Source organism: Mycobacterium sp. FW102-FHT13B02 (assembly GCF_058790275.1).
In genome coordinates this window covers 24389-37496 of record NZ_JBYTCM010000016.1, presented here as the reverse complement: position 1 = coordinate 37496, position 13108 = coordinate 24389, and the positions used below count along the sequence as shown (strand labels likewise).

Below are 13108 nucleotides of genomic sequence, written 5' to 3'. Positions count from 1 at the left end.
CCCGAACCTCCACGTAAGGACAACACATGACCACAGTCAACGACCGCCCGGCCGGCAAGCTCACCGCGACCGAGCAGCAGTGGGTCGACCAGTTCATGGACGAGACCACCCTGTTCCTGGGGCCTGACCCGGAAATCATGCGCAGCCACAGCATCTCGGCGCGCTCACTGCACGAGGAGGTGGCGATCGCGGCCGGCGTGGACCGGCTGCAGGTGGAGCGCATCCGCAAGCGCATCGCCGGCGCCCTGGACGAGGGCTACGAGATGTGCGAGGCCCAGGGTGCGGCGCCCGGCGCCAAATGGGGTGACCTGACCACCGCCATCTACACGGGTTCCGGCGACGTGTCCTACCTTTCGTGCCACGGCGTCATCGCCTTCAGCGCGATCCTGCACCACCCGATCCGCTACATCATGAAGTACTGGAAGGACGAGCCGACCGTCGGGATCAACCCCGGTGACGGCTTCATCCACAACGACGCCCGGTTCGGCAACGTGCACAACACCGACCAGTCGATGATCATGCCGATCATCCGCAACGACGAGATCATCGCCTGGGTTGCGGCCACCATCCACGAGGGTGAGAACGGGGCCTGCGAACCCGGCGGCATGCCCTCGGGTTCGGAGACCGCGTTCGACGATGGGCTGCGGATGAGCCCCTTCAAGATCGTCGAGCGTGGCGAACTGCGCCGAGACCTGCTGACGTTCCTGCAGCATTCGGTGCGCGATCCGAAACTTCAGCTCGCGGACCTGAAGGTGAAGATCACCGCGGTGCGCAAGATCATGGAGCGCATCGACAAGGTGATCGACGAGGTGGGGGTCGACACGTTCGTGGCCGCGCTGCGCACCACGGTGGAGGACGTCGACGTCGAGGTACGGCGGCGCATCGCCGAATTGCCGGACGGCACTTACCGTTTCGACCAGTTCATGGACAGCACGCTGAAAGAGAACATCCTGATCAAGTTCGCCTGCAAGATCACGGTCAAAGGCGACCACATGACCGTGGATCTGCGCGGAACCGGTCCGGAGATCCTCAACCGGGCCATCAACTCACCGCTGTGTTCGGTTAAATCGATGATGATGCAGGCGATCCTGGCGTTCTGGTGGCCGGACCTGCCGCGCTGCACGGCCGCGATGAGTTGCATCGAGATCATCTCCGACGAGGGCACCTGGGCCGATGCCTCCTACGACGCCCCGATGGGACAGTCGCTGCAGGCCTCGTTCCGCGGCTTCTCCTGCATGCAGGCGCTCTACAGCCGGATGTCGTTCTCCACCCCGCACAAGTACTCCAACGTGGTGGCCAACTGGTTCAACCAGATCAACACGTTCTTGTGGGGCGGCATCACCCAGCACGGCGACATGGTGGGCAACCTGTGCGCCGACCTCAACGGGATGCCCGGCGGCGCGAAACCGTTCCGGGACGGCGAAGACGCGGTCTCGCCGCTCTTCTGCGCCATGGCCGACACCGCCGAGCAGGAGGTGATGGAGGAAGAGGTGCCGTTCATGCAGCTGGTCGCCAAGCGTCTGGTCCGCGACAACATGGGCTTCGGCAAGTTCACCGGCGGCATGGGTTACGAGATGATCGTGGCCGCCGAGGGCACGCCGCAATGGGGATTCATGACGGTGACCTCGGGCGCCAAGTTCTCCTCGATCTACGGTATGTACGGTGGCTACGGCTGCGGCACCTACCCGTTGGCAATGGTCAAGGGCACCAACGTGTACGAGCATTTCCGGCGCGACAACAAGACCTTCGACCTGTCCATCGAGAAGGTGATGAACGAACGCCCGTTCCCCGACGGCCGCTACTCCACCTATCACATGGGTCTGCAGTTCGACCTGGCCAAGGACGGCGAGCTCTACATGATCAGCCAGGGCGCCGGCGGCGGTTACGGTGACCCGTTGGAGCGCCTGCCCGAATCGGTGGTCCGCGACGCCGAGCTGGGCCGGATCAGCCAGAAGGTCGCCGAGGACATCTTCGGGGTCTGCTACGACGCGTCGACGTTCCGCCTCGATGTGGCCGGCACCGAGGCGGCTCGCGCCGCGGCACGCACGAGCCGGCTGCAGCGTGGAAAGCCGTTCGCCGAGTTCTGCAAGGAGTTCGTCACCCCCGAACCGCCGAAAGATCTGCCGTACTACGGCTCCTGGGGAACGTGGACCGAGGACGATCAGGACATCACCGCGACCGTGTACTCCATCGACGGTCCTGAGCGGGTATGCGCACCGCTGGCCGACCTTCCCATCGTGATGGTTCCCGACCGCCGCGAGGTCAAGATCGGCAAGCTCCAGGCTCGCATCGCTGAACTCGAGGCCAAGTACGGCGAGCAGACCACCCAACTCACCTGAGAGCGATGGCGGCCCCGGCACTTCCCGGGGCCGCCGCCACCCAAGCCCCGAGAAAGGCAGTTCCATGAGTGTGACAGCGTTGACTGCCGCCACGCCGAGCGGGCGTAGGCGACCACTGTTGATCGACGACGCCGACTACTGCACCGCGGTGGTCCGCCAGGGCGCACCGATTCCGTGGACCGACACCACCCTGGCGGCAGGGCATTTCGGCCAGGTGCGGGCCCTGCTCGATCCCGATGCGCTCTGGATCGACGTCAGCCGGCTGCTCGGCGCGCACACCGACGCACGCCCCGACCTGGTCGCCGCTATGGGTGCCCGCACCCGCACCGGCTATCCACTGCGCACCCTGCTGACGGATTCCGAAGTGCTGACGGCCAGCCGCGAGATGCTCGAGACCGTGGCGCGCACGGCACGACGCCCGTTGCTCCTGCACCTGCCGTCGCCGGCCTGCTGGCTTGCCTCGGCACACCGGCTCGCGGGCACCCCGCTCGATGAGATCGACGCCGACCGGGGCGACAGCGCGTCGATGTACATCGCCGAATGGCTAGGGCAGCTCGGTTCCCTGCCCATCGCACTGATCCTGCTCGATGCGCGCGACTCCTCTTTGGCTGAAACCTTGGCGCCCTACACCGCCGTGGCCAACGTGGCGTCGCACTTCGACTGGACGCTGGCGATGTGGAACACCGACGGAATATGCACGGCGGCAGGTGATCCCGGTATCGATATCCTCGGGCCCGAGTTCTGGGCCGACGATGCGGACCTCGCGCACACCGTCCCGGACGCCGACGTGCTGGTGACCTGCATTCCCGCGTCGGCATCACCTGAACGCGTCCTCGACCAACTCGCGAAACTGACCTGACGACGGTCATCAAACACACATGGTTCAAAACGGCGTGAGCGCGGAGTAGGCGTCGTGAATCAAGTCGCGACGCCGCCGGACCGCCGGTTCCGCTTCTCCACGTCGGCGAGCACCTCAATCTGCTCGGCCTGCTCGCGTTTGGCTTCCGCGGCGGTGCGCTTGTCTCGGGCGTCGTCGAGCGCGGTTTTGGCCGCAGCCGCCGCCTTTTGTTCCGCCGTGTTGATCCGTTGCAGCCGTTGCCGTTCGGCGACTTCAGCGGCTTCGCGCTTCCGGTCGGCGTCGACCCGGCTTGCCTTGGCGGCCTGGGCAATGCGCTTGTCTGCGTCTTCCGCCGCTTGCCGCTTACGCTGCTGCGCGCGCTCGCGCGCATCGGCCACCGCGTCCTGCTTGGCGGCGATGGCTTCGTCGCGGTCGTCGGCGGCCTCTTCCAGCGAGTCCTCCAGTTGGGCGCCCGCCTGTCGACGCCGCTGGGCAGCAGCCATGCTCCGCACAGCGGCCTGGCCACGAACTTCGCTTCGCCGAGCCAGCACCGCGCCCTGCCTGCGCAATGCGGCATCGCCCAGCGCTCCGCCGATCGCCGCGTCCAGCATGCCAAGCGACCGCTCATAGATCAGTCGGGCGGGCGCTTCAGCGTCCAGGCGGGCGATCCACCGCTGCTCGACGAACTGCAGGGGAAACCGGGCCAGACGGTATTGCGCTCGTAAAACCTGCAATGGCAATTCAATGATGCTCACGATATCTCCTTGGTTCTCAACATCTCTCAGGGAAGGTCGGTTCGATCTGTGAGGGTCTCGGCGCGTTCACGTAGGCGCTGCGCTTCGGCTTGCTCCGCATCGGCTTCTCCCAGCGCGGCACGACGTTCGGCGAGCGCTTCGCCCGCCTCCCTGCCTGCAGCCGCGGTGTCGACCGCTTCCCGGATCTCTGCCCGGCGCTCCTCGCGCTGCTCCTCGACGCTGGCGCGGACCTGCTCCTCGGCAGCGCGGTGCCGCGCTGCCTGCGTCGCTTGCTGGACTTGGGTCACCTGCTGCTTCTGCGCAGCCTCCTCTGCAGCTTCGGCGCCGGACCGCACCACGTCCCGGGCACCGGCTGCCTGATGGCGGGCCTGAGACAACAGATCGGCTGCGGACTCGGCTTCGGCGTCCGCGACCGCCTCGATGGCGCCTGCTTCCTTGCGAGCCCGCGCCTCGGTCTGCTCCAGCTGCCCTTCGGCGGTCAGTGAATCGTTGCCGGTCACCGCGCCGGCGATCTCCTTCGCCTTGCCCTTGATCGAATCGATCAGGCCTTTACGTGCCTCATCAGCTTTCTCATGTTCGCCCATGACCTCTGCCATGCTCGTTTTACGCGTCCTTGAAACCACCGCCCCATCGAGCGTCGGGTCGCCCCGCAACAGCACAGCGCGCTGAACAGGCGCATGACCGTCGCGAGAGCCCTCGATCCGGCACATGTGATTTCGATCAACCCACGTAGCCAACCGCCTCAGCGTCGGTCGTAGGTCAGAAAGAGCCCAGTAGACGCGTTCGAGCCGGCTACTGCGGTGCGGCGGTGATCCGGAAGCCGGTGACGATGTCGGGTTCGACGGCGACGACGGTGTCGGCGTGGTTGACCCACGGTTGCAGGCGTTGCTCGTACTGGGCGATCTCAGCGGGGTCGGTCAGGGAATAGGCGCGGCCGGTGACGACCACGCTCCACCCGGTGCGGGTGGAGCGGTCCATGGAATCAGCTTCGTAGGCCACGACGAGCGAATTGCTGGCCGATATCGCATGATTGAGAGCCGACGACAGGCTGGTGCGGATGATCACCCGGCCGCGGTCAACGAGGTGGTTAACCGGCCGAATAGCGGGCAGGGCGTTGAGGGTGAACACGATTCGCCCATAGTCGGTGCCGGCCAGCAGGCCGACGGCCTCGGAGTGACTGATGCGCTGAGCGCCAGCGGGCAGGCGAGTCAAGCCCAGGCCCCCGTCATAGGCCCGTGCTTCTAGGTCGCCGGTGTTGTTCATCCGACAGATCTTCGGGCTGGCGGCTGGGCATCACTAGGGCCGTTGGACCCAATGATGGACGCGTACGGGATCGAGACCGATCACGCGTTCGACGAGGCGCCGGTGTCGAGATACCACGAAGATTGTCAAAGCACGCCTGCCTGCTTTGACAGATTTCGCTCACTTGGTGGTTATGCGGCCGCCCGGTGCGGGCTGGCTGGCCAGTTCCTGCTGTGCTGCGCGCCAACTGGTCTCATCAACGCCCAGGACGGTGCGCAGGTAGGCGGTGGTGACGCGCTGCACGAGCGCGACGGTGGCTGGGTTGTCCGAATCCGACTGCGGCACCGTTCCGTAGCCGTGGATGCCGCCTTGAGCGTGGTCGGCACCGAAGAGAGTCAGCAGATCTTTGCTTCCCGGGCTGTACACGTAGGCGTCCTCCCACCAGTCCGGGCCGCGGGTGGACAGTGGTGACTGGTCGGCATCGCCGGCGGTGATGAGCGCGGGAGCGCTGAAGTGCTCGAACCCCGGATTCATGAACGGGAACAACTGGGTCGCGATCGGTGTGAGGTCGTTGTTGGCCAGCCCGGCCAGGCTCAGCAACACCCCGGCGCGAATGCGGGGGTCGGTGAAGTCTTCACTCGCATCACCGGCCGGGGCCAGCACGCGCGCACCCAGCAGCGCGCTCGCGGTGGTGGCGCCGTACGAATGCCCGGTCGCGGCGATCCGGCTGCGGTCCACGCGGCCGGGCAAGTCCGGTACAGCCGCGATGACCGCCTCGAGGTTGTCAACGATGTTCACCAGATCCCGGATCCGGTCGCGCCAGATCTGCGGTCCGCGCGCGTCGGTGGGAGCCAGCCCCAGCGACGCTGAGTCCAGGTGGGTGGGCTGGATGACGACGAAGCCGTGCGCGGCCCAGAAGTCGGTCAAGGGGCCGTAGGCGTCCATCGAGAAGCCGAAGCCGTGCGAGAACAACACCACCGGCAGACCCTCGCCGCCTCGGGGTGCAGTGACACGGACCTGCAGGTCATCGCCGCGTTCAGGAGCAGGCAGGATCACGGGCCGGGTGGACAGCGTCGCGGTCGGCGCGCCAATGACGCGGTCGATGGGTGCTGGGGTGTGGGTCATGACAGAACTCCTGGGTGATGCGCGGGCGACCAGCTGGTGACGTACGGGTCCGGACGGATATTGTCCAAGTGGGCAGGATGCCCACTTAGACAATACGGAGGCCCTCCCCACTTGTCGACCGCAGCTTGAAAGTGTGAGGTGAGAGACATGACGCCCGAGGACACCGCAGCTCGACCCGTCAGTCGCCGCGTCGACGCACAGCGCAATCGGGAAAAAATCCTGGCCGCCGCTCGGGCCGCGTTCGCCGACCCCGAGGCGGACGCGTCGATGGCTGATATCGCGCGCCGCGCGAACATCGGCTCGGCCACCCTGTACCGAAATTTCGCCGACCGGCGCACCTTGTTGGAAGCGCTCTACAGCGAGGAAATCGCCGCGATCTGTCACGCTACGCAGACGTGTGACGGCGTCACCGCGGGTGCGCGGCTGCACTCCTGGCTGCGCCACTTCTACGCGTACTTCTTGAACAAGCGCGTTCTGGCCGGCGAGCTGCTCGACCTGACCGGCGCCGAAAGTCCCGTTTTCCGTGAGGGTTTCGCCCTCGTGCTCGGCGCCGCCGATTCACTGGTGCAGGAGGCGCACCGATCCGGCGAGCTGCGCAACGACCTCGACACCGAGCAGATACTCGCGCTGGTCGCCTCGATCGCCAACATCCCCGGAGACCCGGTCTTCCGGGCACCCATCCTCACAGCGGCGCTCGACGCGCTGTGGGCACCGAATGCGGCGCACTGAAACGCATGACAGGCGAACACGGTCAAGCGACGTCGACTTTCCTGTCAATTCGCTTGCATGGATAGTTAAACCAGAACGGCCTACTGGTCAATCTTCGTTGCGTCTCGACAAACGGGACTGCACACACCCACGCGGGGACTCTTCACGACATCCTCACCCGATTGTCTCGACAGCAGCAGCGGCGGGGTCAGAATCGATCCGCTTTGACATGTTGTCTCCCAGTGACTCTCGTGACCAAACGGAAGAAGCGGGTGAGCCCGAATATGCATGAATCACAACTCACTTGGCGGGGTCCCAAGCAAGATCTCGGTCCATTGAGCGGACCCACGACCCCGTAATGACCCAACTGCAGGCCGGCCGGCCGCGTCGCCGGTTGTGTTTGGCAGGACCCGGATGCCTGCGGCCCGGTCCGCTCAACGGACCGGGCCGTTGCGCCAGCCGAGGCCGTGAATGCCCAATTTGTTGACCGTCGAAATCCTTTGACAACGAGGTGATTTAAAGTGACCGACACCGACACCGTCGACACGACTGCCACAGATAGCAGCGGCTCGGACAGCACCGACCCAACTGCGGGCACGGAACCGAGTGACACTGACAGCTCGAGCAGCGGCACAGATCCGAGCGACAGCACCGAAGACCCCAGTGCCGGCTCCGACCAGGGCGGCGGCACAGACAGCCCCAGCGGCGGCACCGACCAAAACGGTACCGACCCCAACAGCAGCAGCACCGACTCAGGTGGTGCCGATTCGGGCAGCAGCACTGAGAACCCCAGCGGCAGCGCGGATCCAAGCGACAGCACCGACAACTCCACCGGCGGCACCGACCAAAACGGTACCGACCCGACCGACAACGCCGACCCGGGCAGCAGCAGCGACCAAGGTGGCACTGACAGCTCCACCGGTGGCACCGACCCGAGTGGCACCGACCCCAGCGGCAGCACCGGCTCTGGTCCTGGCACAGGTTCGGGCTCAGGCAAGCCCGGTTCGAGCACCGGCGGTTCGGGAAGCCAGCAGCCGGCTTCGGGCAACTACATCGCCACCTTGTTCACCTTCAAATCCAACCCCGGCGAATCGGTAGGAGCCCGAATTGTGCGGTGCTGCAACCAGGCTCTGAGCGCCGGACCGATGGGTCAGACGCAGCGAAGCGACTTCTACCGCGACTTCATAGCCTGCAACCAGGAGAAGACCCAACAGGCCGCCCAAGCCCTGACGGGCGTGAAAACCAGCTGCGCCATGTTCGTTCGTGCCGTCCGAGAATGGTGCGGCGCGCCCGCGGCCGGCCCGTACAAGCCTGGAACTGGAATGTTCGTGAGCATCGGCAACGTCAGCTTGGCGAGCCCCGCCTTTGTGAAGGCTTCTGCTGGTACGAAACCGAACCCGGGCGACTACTTCTACCTTGCCTCGAGCCAGACAAGCAACGACGGTCACACCGGGATCTTCGTCAGTCAGAACTCCGATGGGAGTTGGCAGACGGCTGAGGGTGGCGGTGCGCCCGACGGCACGACATGCCGCTTGACCTCCCGCACCATTTCAGGCACGAAATTCACCAATGACGCCCGGACGCTGTGGGGCTGGTTCGACTGCACCAAGGTGGGCCTGCCCACGTCCTGAGCCGTCGGCCTCACCGGTAGCAACACTTCGATACTCAGCGGCTGAGCCACATCGATCAGCACTGACGCCCAACGCAATTGAACACATACCTACCTGAGTGCTCCCGGACGGGAGTGCCGGGTTGAGAAACCGCCACCACACAAGATGAGGAGCACCCCATGACCTCCGGAGTACAGCAGATCGGCAACGTCGGCTGCATCACCAAAGCCCTGCTTGATGCCCTGAACCAGATCGAAAACCAGGTTGCCTCAAGCCAAATCGGCCCTGACGGCAAGCCGCTCGGCACCGCCATCTATATGCACCAGATGACGGGCTATCCGATCGACCCGAAGGACTACGCCCACGCGTGGACGCCTGGCGGCGGGGATTCGGCGGCCAGCTTCGGCGATGACGGCACGTTCAACGCGCCTGCCCAGGCCAGTTCGTCGACTCCGGCCGCGGGGCCGCCCGGATCGGTGTACCCGCCGCCGGCGGCGCCCGATCCTCAAATGGAGGCCTCGATAAACGCGGCGTTCAACACGTCACAGCTGGTCGATCACATGCTGGAGGTGACCCAGAACGGAGTGGCGACGGCCTGGCCTGATCGGGACGTGAGCGTCGAGTACTACACGATCATCACCGGCATGCAGCCCATCGATCAGTCGCCGCCGGCGCAAGACGTGCTCAATCGCGTTGCGGCAGCGCAGAACCTGCTCTACCTTAAGGACTCGAACGGCAACTTCATCGGATACACGCCGCTGTACGCGCAGTTCCGGCGCAATCAGCAGGCGTGGACCGACGCCATCGCTGCGCAGGCCCAGGCTTATGCGCAGGCGATGGCCGACTCCGTCGCCGGTCAGTCCTGGCCGATCGTGGCGGAGAGCTACGCCAGCAAGGTCACTGCAGCCCTCAACGACTTCAACAGCATGGGTCGCCAACAGGTGCAAGACGCTCTCGACATCATCGCGACCGAAGGCGAGGGCGCGGTCACCGCTCTGGCGGCGATGGCGAAACAAATGTACGGCGCCTATCAGGTCCAGCTGGCCGGCGGCATCTCGGCCAATGTCCCGTGGTCCTACATCAGCCCGTCGTCGTGGTGGGACTACGCCGACGATTCCTTTGGCGTGCAGAAGATCACGGGCACGAGCCAGCACCACGAGGCCACGACGGGCACGGCCGCGGGTTCGTTCGCCGACAATTGGCAACACCAGCAGTCGCAGTCCAACAGCGGCAGCGGCGGGTTCAACATCGGCTGGTTCGGCGCGTCGACGACCGACAGCCACAGCGACGCGAACAACGCCTCCGGCAGTCACGCGAACCAGTACAACTGGACGAGCCACGAAGACAATTCGAGCTCGGCCAGTGTGCAGTTCGAGTACTTCGTCGCGACCATCGAGCGGCCGTGGTTCCTCGGTGACCTGTTCAACATCAAGGGTTGGTACATGGTCAAACAACGGGCGAACTGCATCAGCGACGGCACCGTCGCCAACCAGATCGGCGACAAGACCCCGGCTCTCCTGCCGATGGTCCCCAAGGCGTTCCTGATCATCCGGAACGTCAACATCACCTGCGACGACTGGGGCGATTTCGGTGACGCCTTCAACAAAGCGAACCAGGCCGCCCAGAGCTCCGGACAATCCAGCTCCAATCAGGTTGCCGTGTCCGCCAGCTATATGTTCTGTGTCGCCAACGCCTCAGCGCAGCACCAGGATCAGCAGTCCTCGGGCGCATTCGGGTCGCAGCAGACATCGTCGGGATTCACCTTCACCTCCGACGGCAAGAAGGGCGGAACACTGCAGCTGCTGGGTTCCCAGATCGCCGGCTGGATCGGCCAGATACAGCCTGCAGCCCCGCTGATGGACGACCCGACGCTACCCAAGCAGAACTCGACCAGCTCGCCACAGGCGATGGCAGGCGGTGCCGCGCCAGCCGCAGCCGTGGGAGCCGCAGCAGCACCGGGGAGCTGAGCACCGTGGCCGACGACACCCTGGCGACGCTCGGCCAGAAGGTGACCGACGTTTTCGTCAACGCCTTCGCCAGCGGCAACCCGAACATCTCGCTGGTCTTCCTGCCCTTCGCATTGCCCACGCCGGACGACATCGTGCAGGACGGCGTGGTCAACCCGACCCGGTTGGCATCATTTCTGCTGCCGAATTTCGATGCGCCGTACCTGATGTCGCCAACGCAGTACTCGGTGAACGGTAAGGACCTCTACTACGGCTCGGCGAGCCAGATCTACAGTCTGGCGGTCACCGCGGCGCAACCAACCGCGGCAGCAGGCAGCGATGCCTGGAAACGACTCGACGCCGAAATCGCCATGGCCAAGTCAGTGTTGAGCCCACCGGGTGTCTCTCCGGAGTTGGCCTGCGTGCCCGACGACTGGCCGTTGGACAACACCAGTTATTGGTCGGTGTTCGACTCCACCCAAGTGCAGTCGACACCGACGACTCCGGCGGCCGGCACCTCGACGGGAGGCCATCCACCGATCGCTCCGCTGGCGCTCAATCCTTCGCTGTGGACGATCAAACCGGCTGAGGCGCAACAAGCTCCACTCCCGAGTCTGGCATACCTTCACGAGCTGAGCCCGGCGATGACCGCCACCCCGCTAACCCGAACCGCCACAGCAACCTCGGCGCCGGAAGCAACGATCAATCCCGCGATGATGAAGGTTGCTGTCGCTGAAGCGGTTTCACCCAGGTCGTTGCTGTCGGTCAATCCGGCTCTGGCCGCCGCGGCGACAGAAGTAAGCAAGCAAGGGCCCGTCGCCAGGGATTGGGTAATTCGTCGCCCGCTTCCTTTTCCCGTGCCGCCGCCCACACCCCCGCCGCCCACACCCCCTCCGCCTCCGCCTACGTCGAGCATGTCGGTGACTTTCGACTACATGTCGGCGACCATCGGGTTCACGTCGGCAGGCATTTCGATCTGGGATGGCGTGTTCCTGGCCGATCCGAATTGGTGTGTGCCCGGCATGCCACGCGGCGGACTGTTGCCCGCCCCGAATATCGCTGTGCCAGAGGGGCAGGCGCCCCTCGTCTATGGTCTGCCCACCGCGATCGTCGTGGTCAAGAACCTCAACATATCGGTGCAATGGAGCGGCCAGGACCAGGAAGCCCTGAGCGGCAATGGGTTTATCGGCCCGTTCTCGCTCGCGGGTGGTCTGCCGCCGACCGACTCGAACGGCACGTGGACATACTCGCGGCCGGGCATGCAGATCATCGCGCTGTTGTGCAGTCACCTTCCGGTGCTGCCGCCGGCCGATGCGCCGGACGTCGCGCAGGCACCCCCACCTGCCCCGGACTCGACCACGGCCGACACCACCGATTCGGGCACCGGTGTTTCCGCGACGTCCTGAAACCTCAGGGCGGCATTACCGAGACACGCCATTCCTGGGCGCCAAGTAAATATCGAAATCCGTTGATTCTCAACGTCAAACCATAAGGAGAAAGAAATGCAACCGAGCGTTCAACAGGCCTTTGTTCCGTTCAGCAAGCCCTTTGAAGGGTCTGTGCCATACATGTACCTCGACATCCTCGGGAAGGTTACCGTCGGCATCGGCAATCTCATTGACTCTGTGGCGGCGGCGTCGGCCCTCCCGTTTGTGCACAACTCCGACAGCTCAGCTGCTTCGCAGAGCGAGATCCAGGCCGAGTGGAACAAAGTCCATACGACCGCCGGCCTTGCCCAAAAGGGATACAAGGCGGCCGCACCGCCCTTCACCACGCTGCACCTCACCGACGACGCGATCGCCCAACTGGTTGCCAACGTACTCAACGCCAACCAGGCCATCCTCAAGCGGACGTTCCCCGACTTCGAGAACTGGCCTGCAGACGCCCAGCTCGGGGTGCTCAGCATGGCCTGGGGCCTGGGCGCCGGGTTCCCCGCCACCTGGCCGAAGTTCAAGGCCGCGTGCCTGGCCCAGGACTGGGCGTCGGCGGCCCAAAACTGCCAGATCAACACCGCCGGTAACCCCGGCGTCATACCGCGCAACGCCGCCAATGTCCTTCTGTTCAACAATGCTCAAGCAGTTGCCGCCCAGAAGCTCGACGTGTCGGTGCTGCACTGGCCCAACAGCGTGCCGGCCGCGGCGCCAGATTCAGGCACCCCCGGCAACAGTGACAACAGCATGTCTGGGAGCGACGGAGCGTCGGGATCGAACTCGACAGCGGATCCTGGAACAACTGACAGCTCCACCTCGTCAACGGGAACTACCGATCCTGGTACCACCGACCCCTCGAGTAGCTCCGACGCAACCACCAACGACGACAGCACAACCACACCAACCACCGATAGCAGCGACTCGAGCACCACCGACCCCTCGAGCAGCTCCGACGCAACCACCAACGACGACGCAACCACCGAAACCGGCGACTCGAGCACCGGAGTCGACTCAGGTGGCGCTGCAACAAGTTCGCCTGACGGTTCCGACGATGTGGACGTCACGCCAGATGCCACCGCGGTGGCGTCGGCAACTGCATAAAGTGTTGTGTTCGA

Annotated in this window: 11 protein-coding genes; 7 read left to right on the top strand and 4 right to left on the bottom strand. The window is 65.0% G+C overall.

The genetic code is table 11. The features are described from left to right. The first annotated feature begins 26 nt into the window (after window positions 1–26). Together AC3WTE_RS23040 and AC3WTE_RS23035 are read left to right on the top strand one after the other, a co-directional pair. Entirely contained in the window at window positions 27–2339 is a 2313-nt protein-coding gene (locus tag AC3WTE_RS23040) for a hydantoinase B/oxoprolinase family protein (RefSeq protein WP_492441232.1), read from the top strand. 64 nt (window positions 2340–2403) lie between these two features. Further along, on the top strand, window positions 2404–3198 hold the full coding sequence (locus tag AC3WTE_RS23035; protein ID WP_492441230.1) for a hypothetical protein: 795 nt from the start codon (window positions 2404–2406) through the stop codon (window positions 3196–3198). 59 nt (window positions 3199–3257) lie between these two features. Here AC3WTE_RS23035 and AC3WTE_RS23030 read toward each other — a convergent pair whose 3' ends face one another. From AC3WTE_RS23030 to AC3WTE_RS23015, 4 genes are all read right to left on the bottom strand, one after another. Continuing rightward, entirely contained in the window at window positions 3258–3932 is a 675-nt protein-coding gene (locus AC3WTE_RS23030) for an IF2 family translation initiation factor (protein ID WP_492441229.1), read from the bottom strand. Between the two features lie 26 nt (window positions 3933–3958). After that, window positions 3959–4528 (bottom strand): CsbD family protein, encoded by a 570-nt coding sequence (locus AC3WTE_RS23025; protein WP_492441227.1) that lies wholly within the window; start codon window positions 4526–4528, stop codon window positions 3959–3961. Window positions 4529–4724: 196 nt separating this feature from the next. Beyond that, window positions 4725–5195, bottom strand: coding sequence for a pyridoxamine 5'-phosphate oxidase family protein (locus AC3WTE_RS23020; protein ID WP_492441226.1), 471 nt, complete (start codon window positions 5193–5195; stop codon window positions 4725–4727). 159 nt (window positions 5196–5354) lie between these two features. Next, window positions 5355–6299, bottom strand: coding sequence for an alpha/beta hydrolase family protein (locus AC3WTE_RS23015; protein ID WP_492441224.1), 945 nt, complete (start codon window positions 6297–6299; stop codon window positions 5355–5357). Between the two features lie 147 nt (window positions 6300–6446). Between AC3WTE_RS23015 and AC3WTE_RS23010 the strand changes: the two genes are divergently transcribed. The 5 genes from AC3WTE_RS23010 (at window position 6447) to AC3WTE_RS22990 (ending at window position 13094) form a co-directional block, all read left to right on the top strand. Next, entirely contained in the window at window positions 6447–7028 is a 582-nt protein-coding gene (locus AC3WTE_RS23010; RefSeq protein WP_492441222.1) for a TetR/AcrR family transcriptional regulator, read from the top strand. 500 nt (window positions 7029–7528) lie between these two features. Continuing rightward, entirely contained in the window at window positions 7529–8638 is a 1110-nt protein-coding gene (locus AC3WTE_RS23005; protein WP_492441220.1) for a hypothetical protein, read from the top strand. A 158-nt stretch (window positions 8639–8796) separates the two neighbouring features. Continuing rightward, window positions 8797–10584, top strand: a complete 1788-nt coding sequence (locus AC3WTE_RS23000; protein ID WP_492441218.1) for a hypothetical protein — start codon at window positions 8797–8799, stop codon at window positions 10582–10584. 5 nt (window positions 10585–10589) lie between these two features. Continuing rightward, the gene (locus tag AC3WTE_RS22995) at window positions 10590–11969 is read left to right on the top strand and encodes a hypothetical protein (RefSeq protein WP_492441217.1); all 1380 of its coding nucleotides are present in this window, start codon (window positions 10590–10592) and stop codon (window positions 11967–11969) included. Window positions 11970–12065: 96 nt separating this feature from the next. Continuing rightward, entirely contained in the window at window positions 12066–13094 is a 1029-nt protein-coding gene (locus tag AC3WTE_RS22990) for a lysozyme family protein (protein ID WP_492441216.1), read from the top strand. Window positions 13095–13108: the final 14 nt, after the last annotated feature.

Excerpts from the sequence above, each read along its gene's own strand:
- AC3WTE_RS23010 (WP_492441222.1), top strand. The coding sequence starts at position 6,447 with ATGACGCCCGAGGACACCGCAGCTCGACCCGTCAGTCGCCGCGTCGAC.
- AC3WTE_RS23000 (WP_492441218.1), top strand. The coding sequence starts at position 8,797 with ATGACCTCCGGAGTACAGCAGATCGGCAACGTCGGCTGCATCACCAAA.
- AC3WTE_RS23040 (WP_492441232.1), top strand. The coding sequence starts at position 27 with ATGACCACAGTCAACGACCGCCCGGCCGGCAAGCTCACCGCGACCGAG.
- AC3WTE_RS23015 (WP_492441224.1), bottom strand. The coding sequence starts at position 6,299 with ATGACCCACACCCCAGCACCCATCGACCGCGTCATTGGCGCGCCGACC.
- AC3WTE_RS23035 (WP_492441230.1), top strand. The coding sequence starts at position 2,404 with ATGAGTGTGACAGCGTTGACTGCCGCCACGCCGAGCGGGCGTAGGCGA.
- AC3WTE_RS23020 (WP_492441226.1), bottom strand. The coding sequence starts at position 5,195 with ATGAACAACACCGGCGACCTAGAAGCACGGGCCTATGACGGGGGCCTG.
- AC3WTE_RS23025 (WP_492441227.1), bottom strand. The coding sequence starts at position 4,528 with ATGGCAGAGGTCATGGGCGAACATGAGAAAGCTGATGAGGCACGTAAA.
- AC3WTE_RS22990 (WP_492441216.1), top strand. The coding sequence starts at position 12,066 with ATGCAACCGAGCGTTCAACAGGCCTTTGTTCCGTTCAGCAAGCCCTTT.